The 14,031-nt window shown below is 56.7% G+C and carries 16 protein-coding genes; 10 read left to right on the top strand and 6 right to left on the bottom strand.

The genetic code is table 11. The features are described from left to right. Positions 1-245 precede the first annotated feature (245 nt). Together ACS8YF_RS14990 and ACS8YF_RS14985 are read left to right on the top strand one after the other, a co-directional pair. Positions 246-1,103 (top strand): PA4780 family RIO1-like protein kinase, encoded by an 858-nt coding sequence (locus tag ACS8YF_RS14990; RefSeq protein WP_440850956.1) that lies wholly within the window; start codon positions 246-248, stop codon positions 1,101-1,103. 74 nt (positions 1,104-1,177) lie between these two features. Then, a complete protein-coding gene (locus ACS8YF_RS14985) occupies positions 1,178-1,489 on the top strand; it encodes a hypothetical protein (protein WP_440850955.1) in 312 nt (103 codons plus the stop codon). A gap of 270 nt (positions 1,490-1,759) precedes the next feature. On the opposite strand, the gene ACS8YF_RS14980 is transcribed toward ACS8YF_RS14985, so the two are convergent. Further along, complete coding sequence (locus ACS8YF_RS14980) at positions 1,760-2,548, bottom strand: TetR/AcrR family transcriptional regulator (protein ID WP_440850954.1); 789 nt, start codon at positions 2,546-2,548, stop codon at positions 1,760-1,762. Positions 2,549-2,559: 11 nt separating this feature from the next. Between ACS8YF_RS14980 and ACS8YF_RS14975 the strand changes: the two genes are divergently transcribed. From ACS8YF_RS14975 to ACS8YF_RS14950, 6 genes are all read left to right on the top strand, one after another. After that, on the top strand, positions 2,560-3,207 hold the full coding sequence (locus ACS8YF_RS14975; protein WP_440850953.1) for a peroxiredoxin-like family protein: 648 nt from the start codon (positions 2,560-2,562) through the stop codon (positions 3,205-3,207). 63 nt (positions 3,208-3,270) lie between these two features. Next, positions 3,271-4,197 carry an MBL fold metallo-hydrolase gene (locus ACS8YF_RS14970; protein ID WP_440850952.1) on the top strand — a complete coding sequence of 309 codons (927 nt, stop codon included), beginning with the start codon at positions 3,271-3,273 and terminating at the stop codon, positions 4,195-4,197. 11 nt (positions 4,198-4,208) lie between these two features. Beyond that, the gene (locus ACS8YF_RS14965) at positions 4,209-4,919 is read left to right on the top strand and encodes an SDR family NAD(P)-dependent oxidoreductase (RefSeq protein WP_440850951.1); all 711 of its coding nucleotides are present in this window, start codon (positions 4,209-4,211) and stop codon (positions 4,917-4,919) included. 44 nt (positions 4,920-4,963) lie between these two features. Next, the gene (locus ACS8YF_RS14960) at positions 4,964-5,515 is read left to right on the top strand and encodes a hypothetical protein (protein ID WP_440850950.1); all 552 of its coding nucleotides are present in this window, start codon (positions 4,964-4,966) and stop codon (positions 5,513-5,515) included. Between the two features lie 523 nt (positions 5,516-6,038). Continuing rightward, positions 6,039-6,374, top strand: a complete 336-nt coding sequence (locus tag ACS8YF_RS14955) for a TA system antitoxin ParD family protein (protein ID WP_440850949.1) — start codon at positions 6,039-6,041, stop codon at positions 6,372-6,374. Between the two features lie 19 nt (positions 6,375-6,393). Next, on the top strand, positions 6,394-6,957 hold the full coding sequence (locus ACS8YF_RS14950) for an AAA family ATPase (protein ID WP_440850948.1): 564 nt from the start codon (positions 6,394-6,396) through the stop codon (positions 6,955-6,957). A 267-nt stretch (positions 6,958-7,224) separates the two neighbouring features. Here ACS8YF_RS14950 and ACS8YF_RS14945 read toward each other — a convergent pair whose 3' ends face one another. Genes ACS8YF_RS14945 through ACS8YF_RS14925 form a run of 5 tightly spaced genes read right to left on the bottom strand, consistent with a single transcriptional unit; the run spans position 7,225 to position 12,949 of the window. Next, on the bottom strand, positions 7,225-9,507 hold the full coding sequence (locus ACS8YF_RS14945; RefSeq protein WP_440850947.1) for a UvrD-helicase domain-containing protein: 2,283 nt from the start codon (positions 9,505-9,507) through the stop codon (positions 7,225-7,227). Further along, complete coding sequence (locus ACS8YF_RS14940; protein WP_440850946.1) at positions 9,507-10,358, bottom strand: hypothetical protein; 852 nt, start codon at positions 10,356-10,358, stop codon at positions 9,507-9,509. The genes ACS8YF_RS14945 and ACS8YF_RS14940 overlap by 1 nt, the downstream gene beginning before the upstream one ends. A gap of 55 nt (positions 10,359-10,413) precedes the next feature. Continuing rightward, on the bottom strand, positions 10,414-12,312 hold the full coding sequence (recD, locus tag ACS8YF_RS14935) for an exodeoxyribonuclease V subunit alpha (protein ID WP_440850945.1): 1,899 nt from the start codon (positions 12,310-12,312) through the stop codon (positions 10,414-10,416). Beyond that, entirely contained in the window at positions 12,309-12,554 is a 246-nt protein-coding gene (locus ACS8YF_RS14930; protein ID WP_440850944.1) for a type II toxin-antitoxin system RelE/ParE family toxin, read from the bottom strand. The genes recD and ACS8YF_RS14930 overlap by 4 nt, the downstream gene beginning before the upstream one ends. Beyond that, a complete protein-coding gene (locus tag ACS8YF_RS14925; protein ID WP_440850943.1) occupies positions 12,554-12,949 on the bottom strand; it encodes a hypothetical protein in 396 nt (131 codons plus the stop codon). Before ACS8YF_RS14925 ends, ACS8YF_RS14930 begins: the two co-directional genes overlap by 1 nt. A gap of 147 nt (positions 12,950-13,096) precedes the next feature. Here ACS8YF_RS14925 and ACS8YF_RS14920 point away from each other — a divergent pair, with 147 nt between their 5' ends. Together ACS8YF_RS14920 and ACS8YF_RS14915 are read left to right on the top strand one after the other, a co-directional pair. After that, positions 13,097-13,378: a type II toxin-antitoxin system RelE/ParE family toxin gene (locus ACS8YF_RS14920; RefSeq protein ID WP_440850942.1), complete on the top strand. Its 282-nt coding sequence runs from the start codon at positions 13,097-13,099 to the stop codon at positions 13,376-13,378. 33 nt (positions 13,379-13,411) lie between these two features. Then, the gene (locus ACS8YF_RS14915) at positions 13,412-13,696 is read left to right on the top strand and encodes a HigA family addiction module antitoxin (protein WP_440850941.1); all 285 of its coding nucleotides are present in this window, start codon (positions 13,412-13,414) and stop codon (positions 13,694-13,696) included. Positions 13,697-14,031 lie beyond the last annotated feature (335 nt).

Genomic DNA, 14,031 nt, shown 5'->3' with positions numbered 1-14,031 from the left:
GAATAGCGCAGGGTGGCTGGAGGCCATGGTCATCCTCTATTGTGTCGGCCCCTGTTGTTCCTGCACCGACCGAGGCTCGCCTGTTGGCGTAGCGAACTGGCAGTGAAACACATGATCCCGATCGCACTGGCATCGTTATGACTGGCCAGCGTCAAAAGCGCTGAAAAGTGTCTTCCGGGTTTTGCAAGAACAGAATCCTACGCCGACTCAATCGATCTCATCATTTCGCTGATTCATCCCGCATTATGAAAACACCCAAAGCGCTGCTTCCCTTGTTTCATGACGGCATTATCGATGCGGTGGTCAGCCGGCTTCAGAGCGGCAAGGAAGCGACGGTTTATATTGTGACCAGCGGTTCAGAAACCCGCTGCGCCAAGGTTTACAAACACGCACAGCAGCGCAGCTTTCAGAAAGCCGCCGAATATACCGAGGGACGCAAGGCCCGGGGCAGTCGCAATGCGCGCGCTGCCGGCAAGCGTACCCATTACGGACGTAAGGTCCAGGAAACCGAGTGGAAAAACGCCGAGGTTGATGCCTTGTACAAGCTGTACGGTGCGGACGTTCGCGTCCCGAAACCGTTTGGCGTGTTCGACGGGGTGCTGCTGATGGAGCTCGTACTCGATTCGGACGGGCGTCCGGCGCCCAGGCTTGGCGAAGTCGAGATGACGCCCACGCAAGCGGTCGAATGGCACACGTTCATGATCCGGCAAATCGTGCGCATGCTCTGTGCGAGCCTGATTCACGGCGACTTGTCGGAATACAACGTGCTCATCGGCCCGGACGGCCCGGTTATTATCGACTTGCCGCAGGCCGTGGACGCAGCCGGCAATAACAATGCTTTTCGCATGCTTGCTCGGGATGTGAACAACCTACGCGCCACGTTCGGCAAGGTCGCGCCCGAGTTGCTGGAAACCGAATATGCACTCGAGATCTGGGGCTTGTACGAGGCGGCGGAACTCGCGCCGGACACGCCGCTGACCGGGCTATTCACGCGCGACGAGACGGCAGCCGACGTGGGCGCGGTTCTGGATCAGATCGAAGAAGCGCGGCGCGAAGCCGAAGCGCGCCAGCGTGGGCGCGAGCAGGCGCAGGACGATTCCTAGCCTGCATTGCATGTGTTGCCATCTGGGTGGGGGGCACCGAATACCGGAGGGTCAAGGGCACTCGAGAACCTGGATTGAACTATTCAGCTGAAGCTCGGCGGGCAATCGAACGTATTCAGCGCGAACTGCAATCTTATTGTGTCGACCACGACGCTTTGAAGCGTACCGGCCAGATCGATGCGCAAAGCGCAATGGCGCGAGCCATCGATTTGCTACGCTCCAGCATGGGCGCCATGGCGCGACAGCGGGCGCTCGATCTGATGAACCATTACACGCGACAAGCGATCGCATTCGGCAGCGTTAGCAAAGCGGCGGGCAATGTACTGTTATATGTAGCCTGTGGCTGGAGCGGCAAGCGATGCGGCAACACGAACCGGTCAAAGTAGTTGACGTCGGATAGGCCAGCTCAACCTGACCCAAACCCATGTTATTCCCAAGGCCGAAATACCGATGGCATGAATTGAAATTCGACGAGGATCCGAGTCAAATCATGCGGAGAATGGCTATTAGTGTCATGTCTCGCAAGTAACCTTACACTGCGCGCGGCCCTCAGCGCGTCTGGCCGCGTTGCGAAACCCAGCCGTATGCGGCCCGATACGACGGGGTCTCGCGCCTTGCCAGCCACGCCGATGGCTCACGCTCGTTGGATAAGAAAGTTACGAGACAGGACACTGGCGTTGCATTTCGACGCGTGACGCGCCTCCGGCTATGAGCTCGGCCGTGGCGCGCGCGATGGTGAACAGCTCACTTCGACGGGCGCCGGCCCGGGCGCGAACGGCCAAGCTGTGCAGAACGCTGGTTGCGATCCGCGCTAAAACGCCCGCATCGTCGTCCGTGCAATGATCCCCCTCGGCCTGAGCCTTGGCGATTCGAATAGCCATCATGGAATCGATTTCGGCCAGTATTGCTGCGAGCGTGGACCGAATCTCCGGATCCCCAGTGGCCTCACTAACCGCCGTGCAGATGACGAGGCAGCCGCGCGGGGTCTCATTGTCCGATACATAATCCTGGATCGCCCGCGCATAGAAAGCTTCAAGCGCCTCGCGAAGCGAGGGCTTTTCCAGGGCCTGCTGCAATTCGCGCCCTGACTCGGCTGCGAACATCCGAAGCGCCGTGAGGTACATCTCGCGTTTGTGCCCAAAGGCTCGATAAAGGCTTGGCCGATTCATGCCCGCGGCAGTGGCGATGTCGTCGAGAGATGTGGCCGAGAAGCCTTGATCCCAGAAGACGTCGCGGATAGCGCCAAGTGCCACGTCGCGGTCATAGGATAGCGGTCTGCCACGTCGGCGCGATTTTTTTGTACTGGTCGGCATAAAAAGTATTGCTATATTGTTTTCGATACGGTACAAAAATAACAGAAGGTGGCTGTGCGTACGAACCTGCGCGCCGCCGGCCTTGGCTGTTGACCATTGCCCCTGCTCACGTATGACCGTTGATCTCGCCACCCGGAGACCTCATGCCGTCCCTCACCTCGAGCCTCGCCGCCATGAGAATCAAATTCGCCAAGACGCTGCCTGCCAAAGCGAGCGCGGTGACCAACGCGCACTTCGAGCATCTTCGCGCCCAGGCCATGGATGGCATTAAAAAGATCGGCGATCGGGCGCCGACATTCGAGCTGCGTGATGGAACTGGCCAGATGGTCTCGTCCGCGGCATTGCTGTCGAACGGGCCTCTCGTGGTCAGCTTCACTCGCGGATCGTGGTGTCCCTACTGCACCGAGGAGGTGAAGGCATTGAACGCTGCTTATGAGCAGTTCCGCGCGCTCGGAGCCGAACTGGTTGTGATGTCTCCCCAGACTCAGGAACGCGCGGCGAAGCAGACGCAGGCGATGGGTCTGAAGTTCAGTGTCCTGTCCGATGAAAAGAGTGTCATTGCGAAGGCCTTCGGCTTGGCGTATCAGCTGCCCGACGACTTGAAGGACGTGTATCAGCACGTCTTCAAGATCGATCTGTCGCGCGTTAACGCCGGTGCGGAGTGGACGTTGCCGATTCCGGCGCGGCTCGTCATCGACCGCCAGAGCGTCATTCGTGACATCAAGGCCGACCCGGACTATCGGTATAGACCGGAGCCCTCGGACACCGTTGCGGTGCTCCGCGCGCTCTGATTGATTGTATCAAGCGCGAACGCACCGGCGATCGATGCTGAAAAATCAAGGGGAGATTGCAAAATGACGCAGACCGTCGAACCGGAAGCCACGCCCCCTTGGGATGCGGCGCAGGTGAAGCTTACATCGAAGGAACTGGGTCCCGGCGTATTCGCGGTCATGCCTGAGGACGTCTTCACGAAGGACCATGTCGCCACAACGGCAGGCTTTGTTATCGGCGAGCGCAGTGTTCTTGTCATCGAATCAATGTTGAATGGCGATCTCGCCTCGCAACTTATCGGGCTTGTACGCCAGAGAACGAAGAAACCGATCCGCTTTCTCGTCAACACCAGCTATCACGGTGATCACGCTTACGGGAACTACCTGTTTTCCGACAGCACCGCCGTGATCCAGCATCCGGCGACCAAACGCTACATGGAAGAACATTTCGAGGACGATCGCCGTTTCATGATCGGCCTCATGGGTAAGGGCAAGGGCATCGAACGCGTACAGGCACGCACCGCCGATATCACCGTTGCGGACATGCTAAGCGTGGATCTTGGCGGGCGCCGGGTTGAAATTCGCCACTTTGGGTTCGCGCAGACGCCCGGTGATCTCGTGATATGGGCGCCAGAGGCCAAGGTTCTTTGGGTGGGTAACATGATCCAGGCGCCGGCTCCGGCCCTACCGTGGCTTCTTGAAGGGCGGCACAGTGAGACGATGGCGACGCTCACCCGCGTGCGCGAATTCCTGCCGGAAGACGCAATCATCATCCCCGGTCACGGCAGGCCCATGCGCCCGGCGGACATTGAGTTCCCGCTTAACTATCTTCGCGAACTCGATAGCGCCGTGCGCGCGGCGATCGACGCGGGCTGGTCAGCCGAAGCCACGCTCGAGGCTGTCGACATGCCCCGTTATGCCGAGTACAGCCTGTTCGAGTGGGCCCACAAGTCTGTCAATGTGCCGGCTGCGTACCAGCACGTGCAAGAGTTGCGCGGCAGGACAACATAGGAAGAACAGACATGCCGGCACGCGAGACAGCAATCGTTTTCGGGGTAGGGCCCGGCCTGGGTTGGGCTCTGGTACAGCGCTTCGTAACGGCGAACATGCAGGTTGGCGCGGTGGCGCGCGACGAAGCGAAACTCAACGCCCTGATCCACGCCGTAGACAGTCAGGATGTCCGACCTTATGCGGCCGACGTTTCGAACGGCGAAGAGGTTCTCCGTGTCTTCGACCGTGTCGAACGCGACTTCGGGGTTCCCGACGTCGTCGTGTTCAACGCGGGCGCTTTCCAGAAGAACAATGTTCTCGATATCGATCCCGCCGATTTCGAGCGCTGCTGGCGCATCGGCTGTTTCGGCGGGTTTCTCGTCGGGCAAGCGGCTGCACGGCGCATGGCAGAGCGAGGACACGGCACGATTATCTTTACCGGCGCCACTGCAGCGCTGCGTGGTAGCGCCGGCTTCGCCAACCTGGCGGTTCCAAAGTTCGGTTTGCGCGCGCTCGCCCAGAGCATGGCCCGCGAGTTGTGGCCGCAAGGCGTACACGTCTGTTTCGTCGTCATAGACGGACAAATAGAGTCCGAACGCTATGAGTCTCTTATCGACGAACGCGGCGAGGATTCGTTACTCGCGCCGCCCGAGATTGCTGAATTGTATTGGCAGCTGCATCGGCAGCCACGCAGCGCCTGGTCCCAGGAAATCGATGTTCGCCCATGGGCGGAAAAATTCTAGGCCGCGGCTTCGCCCGGGGACATAGCTATGGGTAGGAACTCCTGATGAATCACGTCATAATATTCTGGATGCAACTTGTGGTGAGCTGCGTTGTCCTTGCCCTCATCGCGGCGTGGTACGTATGGCCATTGCTCACCAGGCTGTCACGTAATTCAGCACTAACCCTGCTGCTTTGGGTGCATGTGCCCCGCTATGTGGGAATGACCCTATTGGTTACGGGGATGGTCGACCCGAAACTGCCCAGCGACTTCCTGTCCGCTGCGGCTTACGGTGATCTCTTGGCAGCGGCGCTCGCACTCACGTCGATCGTTGCTCTGCGGAGCAACTGGCGAGGTGCTGTCCCGCTGGTGTGGGTTACCAACACGTGGGGATTCGTGGACCTTCTCAACGGCGTGCGCGGCGTCTTTCAGTTGAACGTTCCGAGCTTCGATCTCGCCACCTTTTGGTATATCTATACCTTTTACGCTCCCTTGGTACTGGTTTCGCACGTGATGATTTTTACGGTTCTGCTCAAGTCCCGTTCCTGGGAGAATCGGGCTTTGAAGGCCACGTCGCCGTCGAGTACGAATGTGGATATCCCAAAGCTGCGGTCCTGATGGCTGTGGGAGTGAAGTCATGGCTCAGCGTGTCGATGCTGCCGCCCGCAGCACAGACAAAAAGAACAGGCCAGAACGGCGCTAAGTTAATTAAGAGTGGATTCAATTTCAAGCTGCAAGGAAGGCCGCCTTTCGAGGGCCTCGCGAAGCGTTCGAAGTTGAATCTACCGCCTTTCTGATGACGATTGCCCGTGCTGTCCGCTGGGGGGAGCGCGCGCTCGGTTGCGCGAACGCAATCCGGCTAGTCGTTTCTCCATTCGTGGATCATGACTACGACCCCGGAGTCAGATCCTGACGTGTGACTGGGCCAGTCCAGTCTGTCCCGGCCTATTCGTGTTGCAGTAGAGAGTTCAGTTGACCTCGCGCCGCGCACATCGCAAGACCTGCCCCTGAGCGTCCGAGTCTGCATGAGATGGATGACCCTGGCAGGGGTTCACCACACTTGTGGTAAAATTTCATTGTTAGCGGTGGACGTACGGCAATGCGTCCCTCGTGTGATCTGCGGCCATGCAGGAGGTCGGTTATGGCTACTGAAAGTGTTCGTCTATCACGCGCCATTCTAGGTCAGGCGCGCAAAGAGGCGGGCGTGATGTCTCGCACCCTTCAAGCGCAACTGGAGCACTGGGCCCGCGTTGGCCAGGCGATCGAGAATGCGCCGGGGTATGACCGTAGCAAGGTCAACGACGCGCTTCGCGGGCGTATCTCTCCCGACGATCTGGACCCTTATCAGCGCGCCGTATACGACGTCGAACATGAGGCCATCATGGAGAAGGCGGGCGACGAAGAGCGCGCATTTTTTAAACGGCTGGCAGAGAAGCAGCGTGCCGAAGGCATCAAATCGGAAGATCTAGGCACCTGAGTTGGAATCGAGGCCGACGATGTACGTGCTCGCCGGCCCGAACGGGGCGGGCAAGTCGACGCTCTATGAGCAACGGGTTCGCCCGATCACTGACGCCCCATTCGTGAACGCCGATGAGATACGCAAGGAAAGACAGGCCCAGGGCGAAGAACTGGATGCCTACGAGGCCGCGCGACTGGCGGCGGCGAGGCGCGACACGTATCTGAACGAGAAGCGCTCGTTTGTCACCGAAACTGTATTCTCGCATCAGAGCAAGCTAAATCTCATCCGGAATGCCAAGGCCCAGGGTTTTCGTGTCGTGATCTTTCACGTCAACGTTCAGAGTGCCGACATATCCGTGGCGCGCGTGCGTTTCCGCGTCACTCAGGGCGGGCATGACGTGCCCGAGCATAAAATCCGCGAGCGATACGAGCGTAACAAGCGGCATATTCGCGCGGCCGTGGCATTGGCCGATCTCGCCCAAATCTTCGACAGCTCGAAGGCAAATAGCCCAGCCCGCCATATTCTCACCTTCAGGAATGGTCAGCTCGATAAGGCCGTGAGCTATATTCCGTGCTGGGCGAAGGATATCTACGGTCTGTAAGTGTTCGTCCGCCCAGCCGAACGAAATAGATGGCATGACGCACAACGCAAGACCTGACCCCGAGCCCTATGCGAGCCCTATGTGAGCGGCTCGGGGGGAGGTTCCCCGGGCCGACTCGACGGATAGGGGGGCGGCCGAAGAAGGAATCGAGCTAGGCGAGGGCGTCGGAAACCGTGGTCTGTCCCCTATTGTCCTACGATCTGACCCCGAAGCTTGAGACGGTCGCGCAAGCTTCGTGAGGCTACCTGAGACAAGGGCCGAGCGTATTTACTCCTTGACTATAGCCTTCATCTGGAAGGCCTTAGCGAGCAAAGGGCTAGGTCCACGGCCGCTAGTCCCAATCATTTGAACTTGGTATTTCGCACGAGTGACTGCGACGTAAAGCCTATTATGAGCAGCGTAGCGAATAAAATGCTTCCCCTCTTCAGTCAAGGCTTCGTCCGTAGGTGGGAGGCGACCGTCATCTGCCCCGACGACGATCACGCCTGAGAACTCCAAGCCTCCAACGTAATCGAGACCGCCGACGACAAACCTACCGCTTTGCTTAGCTCGCTGAACAACTTCTATATCGCCACGCGTCTTAATTAATTCGATAGGTTTATTCGATTTATCAGCGAACGATTTGATCTCTGCGAGCAACTTATTCGTTGTCGCAACTAAAAGGACTTCGGACTTAGAACACTCCATACTTTTGCACATAGTGCTCGCGTGATCGAAAGCCTTTTTCAACATCGCATCGTCGTCAGTACAAGATGCGTAACTCGGGACAATAGCTTTCGATTCCTCATCGTTAGTCATCAACGACATCGCATGATCGAGCGGGTTCTCAAAGTTGGTAAAAAGACTAGCCCCCGCTGTGGTTATATAAAAGGCCAATTCCACGATGGCGGGCGCGCACCGGAATATGTTGCGGATGCTAATGCTAGCCTCTTTCAATCCGTCCTTGGCTAGTTCGACCGATCCACCCCGGTCACCGGTAGCCTGAGAAGTGTCCCTAGAATACACGAAGTTCAAGTTGGTTTCGGCATCGGTAAGCAAATGGAACAACGATAACTCGTTCAAATTGAACAAGTGAATTTCATCCAAATAAATACTTGAATAACCCTCTCTTGATCTCCTGCGGCGCCATATAGGTGTGTCTAGCTGTCCAATAGCAGTTAAAATTATATCATCGCTATCAAACTGACCGATCGAGATGAGACGCTTCTGGTAAGATTTGAATATTTCAAATATAAAAGCGAAATCCGCTTCAATCTCTACTGGTATCCCATATTTGACGCGGCGAAGCTCTTGATAAGCGGACAAGCTCTCACCGCTTCTTCCCTTGATTTCGACAGCTATTTCATGCTGTACAAGCTCCGCAAGCGCCCACCTAGATTCGGAATCGATAAACCTCAGGAATCGCTCCGATAGCATTGGTCGATAACTGGAGAGCGACTTTTCTATTACTTCATCTATCGCTTCGAGAATGTATAAGACTTGTAATTCTTTGGCGTCTGCAGCATCCCTATCCAAGTATTCGGTTTCGGATAAGTCGTCACGCAAATGGTCAATACACCATTCTTGCAACGTCTCAATTTGCAGAGTCACGGGGGCATCGTTCCTCGATAATCCCAGGAATTCAGCGCCGCCGTTATTTTCGAATACTTCTTTAATATTGTTTTTAGTAGCCGAACTGTGTGCTACAAACAGCACATGAAATTCTTTATTATTCTTTTTTGCAGACTGTAGGTTGTTGATGGCCTTCAATGCCATACACAACGTTTTTCCCGTGCCTGCTGGCCCTTCAATGCGCTCAGGGCCATTTGATTCTGTCTTAACGAACTCTTTTTGGTCGCCAGTCAAGATTCTCAGCCAGTTTTCAAACCCAAATGAATTATGTATTGTTGGCCGATCTTGCTTGCCGAGCTCGAAAACTTGCAATGCCGTCGAAGAATGTTCTTGAAGCGCATCGTTCGTCTGCCTATTTTTAGCAATATCCTTTGCTTTAGGTAGGGAATCTATGGCCTTGCGGAAAATATTTAAGGCCGGGTCTGCGGCAGCTGCTCCTTTATCATCGTAACCTGCAGAATAAACCAGCAAAAAATTTCCACCGCGTTTGGCCAGCCGCTTCGCATCAGGTGCACGATCTACCGTTATTCTAAAGGATGACTGAGTAGTTATCGGGTAAGGGAAAATTACGGCCTTATTCGTTGACGATATGATGGTCTCACTTGAGCTTAAGTTAAGTTTGCGCCAATACTTTATTGAAAAACGTAATAGCTTTTGAACAATAAGAAGAAAATCAGAAATTTTTCTGTTATTTTGAAGCGCGCATTGATTAAGATCGAAGACTATGCCGGTATTTTCAGCTGGACCCTCGGCTTTCAAAAAGTATAAGCCGCCGTTGTGTTCTACTATTTCTGTTTTTTTGATTAATGGCGTCGTATCACTGCATTGCGTCAAATATAGTGCGAAAGCTTTTCCCAGCTCGTATTCGGTGCTTTGAAAAAATCTATTTTCGACAATTTGCGAAGCTGCATAATCGTCAAAATATATAAAGTTCCACATTATTTAGATTCTCCGGGAACATGGCGCTTTATTAATTGGTCAGCTGTTTCATTGGGATAGTCTTCAATTCCGATGCGGCTGAAGAGGGCGCTAAAAGATTGCATTAGATGTTCTACATCGGGTGATTTCAAGCAGCCGATAGGCATGGCTGCGCCATAATCACTATGGGATAAATAGTTGTAACCACCATTATTCATTTCGGCTATACGCGTGGTCTGCAAGCCGCGAGAGATCTTTTCAGCCAGCCAAAATGGTAATGTGTTTACTTGGCGCAACAGGACCACGTAACCGTCGTTTTCTTCTCCGCTTGTATCCAAGGAATCCAAAAAGTAGTAGCCGGAAAGTCTATGATCCACGAGCTCTCTCGTTAAAGAGGTCAAGTCTTTGGCTTTTTCTTCGAGTAGTCTTGTGTATTTTTCGCTGTCTCCCTTTAGCGTTTCATTACAGAGTCGAATTTCTTCTCTCGCGTCATCAAATATTTCCCCCTGTTTTTTGACGCGCTTATCGGCTGTGGAAAAATGCGCTGCGCGAATAGAGCTTAAATTAACTCCAGATACGAGTTCGGGGTCTATATCGATAGTTTTTAAGCAATTTTTTGCTTTTCCTATCGCGCTGTTTTTAATTCTTTCTGACAAGATTATTCGTCCGTCAAAAAAAAGCCAGTCGGTGAAATTAACTACCGGTAAATAATTTATTAGGCGTACTTTTTTGTTGGCGACGTCGCAGCGAGCGGTTATAACAATTCCAAACACTTGTTTGCCTTCGTAATTCTCAGCTCTCGCGCCGGTAAATATGTACCCTTGGTCTAGCTTATCTTTACGCGGGTTCGCGATTCGATGATTCGTAGGCACCGTGAGTTCCTAAGTCAGTTGCAGTAACGTTCGGCCATGGCGGACTGCATTGACGCTATATCTTTTTTTTCTGGATCGAAGTGCGAGAGGAGAGTGCCGACAAGCGGGTAATCCGCCGACCGACGGCAAGTCGCAGAGCCGCCCCCTCGGCAAACACAACCAACCGCGCCCTTGTCCGAGTCAACCCCGTATAAAACAACTCCCGAGTCAAAACCGGCACGTCATAATCCGGCAAAACGAGAGTAACGGAATCAAACTCCGACCCCTGACTCTTGTGAATCGTCATCGCATACACGGAATCGTGCGCGGGTAGTGCGCTCGGCAAGAAAGCCCGCAGGCCGTGGTCCCCCATGAACCAGACTCGAATTTGCCCAAATTCGTTGTATAGCGCAATACCCACATCGCCGTTATAGAGCCCGGTGCGATAGTCATTTTGTCTAACCATCACCGGGCGGCCGTGGTACCAGGCATCGGCCGGGTTGAAGTCGAAACGACGGGCCAGGCGTTCAGTAATCCCGGCGTTGATGGTTTCGCTGCCGGCCGTGCCTTTTCGCACGGCGGTGAGTACGCATTGCCGGCCGAGCTGGGCCAGGGCGAGCGTCGGGTCGGTCGTCTCGATGAGGCGGGCGTAATCCTCGGCGAGCCCATCCAAGAGTTGGCTGATGGCGGCGGCGTCGGAGCGGGGGGTATACGCCAGATCGTCGTGGCCGGCATTCAGCAGCGCTTCGGCGGCTTCCACGTCACCGGCGTTCACGGCGGCGGCCAGCCGGCCGATGGTGCTGTCGGCGTTGAAGCGGCGGCTGGTTTGCAGGGTGACGACGTGGTCGGCCAGGGCGTGGTTTGCGGATTCCATCGGCTTGGCGAGCAGGTTGCCGGCGGCGGCTTGTTGCTTGGCGGTGAAGCGGTTGACGCCGGCGTTGGAACAGATCTCGGCCAGCACGGAGCCGGATTCGACGGAGGCGAGCTGGTAGCGGTCGCCGAGCAGGATGAGGCGGGCGTCGTTTCTTATCGCATCCGCCAGCTTGGCCATCATCGGCAGGTCCACCATTGACGCTTCGTCGACGATGACCACGTCATACGGCAGCGGGTTGTCGGCGTTGAAGCGGGGCTGGGTGGTGGCACCGGTGAGGCCGAGCAGGCGGTGCAGGGTGCGGGCGGATTGCGGGATGTGTTCGCCGACGGCGGCGGTGTCGAAGTTTGCGTCCGCGCCCATGTCGTCAAGCCCTTTGCGGACCGATTCGAGCATGCGGGCGGCGGCCTTGCCGGTGGGGGCGGCCAGGGCGATGAGCGGCGGTGTTTCGTTTTTGTCGAGCGCGGCTTCGATCAGCACGCGCAGCAGGCGCACGATGGTGTAGGTCTTGCCCGTGCCGGGGCCGCCGGAAATGACGGTGAAGTGGTGGCGCAGGGCGGCGAAGGCGGCGACGGCCTGCCAGTTGGTGGCGGCGGGGCTGTCGGTGTCCGTTGGGAACAGGCCGTGGCCGGGCTTGAGTGTGGCCACGTTCACCGGGTTGGGTGTGGCCGCCATCAGTTCGCGCAGGCGTTCGGCGAGCCTGGTTTCGTAGGCGTGGTAGCGCTGCAGGTAGAGCCGGTCGTTTTCCAGGATCAGCGGTTTGATTTCGCCCGGTTCGCCGACGAGTTCGCTCGCCGCCAATGCGGTAGCCAGTTCGGCCTGGTTGGCTGCGCTCATCAAGCCAGTCGGGATCGCGTCCAGCGCCAGGCAGGTATGGCCCTGGGCGACGGCCCAGCTCGCCAGGGCGAAGGCGCGGGCGACCAGCCGGTCGGCGCCGTGGCGGGCCGCCCAGTGGGTCAGGGCGTTGTCGAGATCGGACAGGCCGGTGTCTTCGGCGAGTGCTACGGCGTCTATCGGCGTTTCGGTCGCGTGCTCGTGCGTCTTTGCCGGTTTGGACTCGGCCGGCGCGGAATCGAACAGGTCGCCGGTGCTTGATTCATTCATTGGCGGCCCAGCCCGTAATCTTGGTGACGTGCATGGTGGCGCACGACGAGTATCTGCAATATCTGGTTCTGGATGCGATACAGCACGGAGAACGGAAATCTCGGCAGTACGAACATCCGCAAGTTGCGGCGGCGTTCCGGAAACGCGTCGGGCATGGCCCGAATCACGTTGATCTTGCTCGCGTAGTACGCCGCCTGCTCGGCAATATCGGCTGCGGCGTCGGGGTGTATGACGAGCCGCACTAAGACAGCGTGTCGCGAATGCGTTTCATCTCGTCGTGATAGTCGAGCGCGGTTTTCTCACCGGTATCAAGCTCGCGAGCGCGTCGCTCGGCGAGGTCCAATGCCGCCTGCTCGGATAGGCTGGAACGCGTCGCGCCGGGCACGCTGGCCAGCAGTCGGGCGGCCAGACGCAAACGCGCATCAGGCGGGATTTTCAGCGCGTCGTTTTCCGGATCCATTTCGGTTCGCTTTGACATATCGCGCTCTGGTATCGGCATTATCGTCTTCCGATTATGACTCAAAACCGCAAACGCCAGTCTGAGCTTATTGTGCAGTTGTCCGTGCACGGTTCGGTTATTGCCGAGCTCGTCTATTTTCGGCGTTCGGCTTTGTGTGTACAGCGTCAGCGGCGCCATGAGGCGATCCGGTCGCGCATTGTGGCGTTCGACAAGGTTCTGTCCGCGGCTGAATCCGCCAAGCCTCGTTGTACCATCCGCTCGAATGCGGGCTCTTGCTGAGGTTCCTGCTCCGAAGCGTGTTCAGATTTCTTCGTGAAGGAGTGTATGGAATCGCTTTTATCGGTGTTCATCGTTTTTGTGTCCGGTATTGGGTTGGGGTTTCGCACTGCTGTGCAAGTCATTTTGCCCGCCAGTGCTCGCCGCTGTGTCCAAAGCGTCGGAAGGCGAGACGAGCACGGCAAGCCTGCCGCCGGGCACCGGCTTGAGATGTTGCGAGGCGACTATCGGGCATTTCATAGCATGCGAATCAACGGCCAGTGGCGGATCGTATTTCGATGGCAGAGTGCGGATGCGCACGACGTTGCAATCGTGGATTACCACGCGTGAACGATTCAACATCATGCTTTTGGAGGCAATGACATGATTTCGACACATAGAACGGCCACGCGCCCCGGCGTGATCTTGCTGCGCGAATTTCTTGAACCGCTGGGGTTGAGCCAGAAAGCGCTGGCGGCTCATCTGGGTGTTTCGGTTCAGCGCGTGAATGAGATCGTTCGTGGCAAGCGCGGTATTTCGGCGGATATGGCCTGGTTGCTGTCCGAGGCGTTCAATACGTCGCCCGAGTTCTGGATCAATTTGCAGACGACGTGCGATTTGTCGGCGCACCGGCCGACGCGGCATGTCGAGCCGATTGTGGCGGCTTAGTACGTTTTGATGCAGGTAGGCGCTCGCGGGCCTGCGGTCTGTTCGGGCCACCGGGTCGGTCTGAGAGGCGTGCGACTTGAATCGGCGATGAGTTGCGTTCAGCTTGGGGTTTCGCGCTGATGCGCGAGTCACTTTCGTTTGCTTGTCCAAACGAAAGTAACCAAAGGAAACGACACCCTGTCTTGCGCCGATGCTGCGCATCGGTTCCCTCCCACCGCGGACCGCAAGCGGGACGGCCGGAAACTCGCTGACGCTCAAACATCCGGCCGTCTTTTTCCGCTTGCGGTCCGCGCTGCTCGGCGCTACGCCCAAGGGAACAGAATACAGGCAAGCTC

The sequence above is a fragment of the Salinisphaera sp. SWV1 genome, assembly GCF_052044155.1.
Lineage (GTDB): Bacteria > Pseudomonadota > Gammaproteobacteria > Nevskiales > Salinisphaeraceae > Salinisphaera.
The sequence above is the reverse complement of the archived record's forward strand: the minus strand, read 5'-3'. Positions and strand labels throughout refer to the sequence as shown.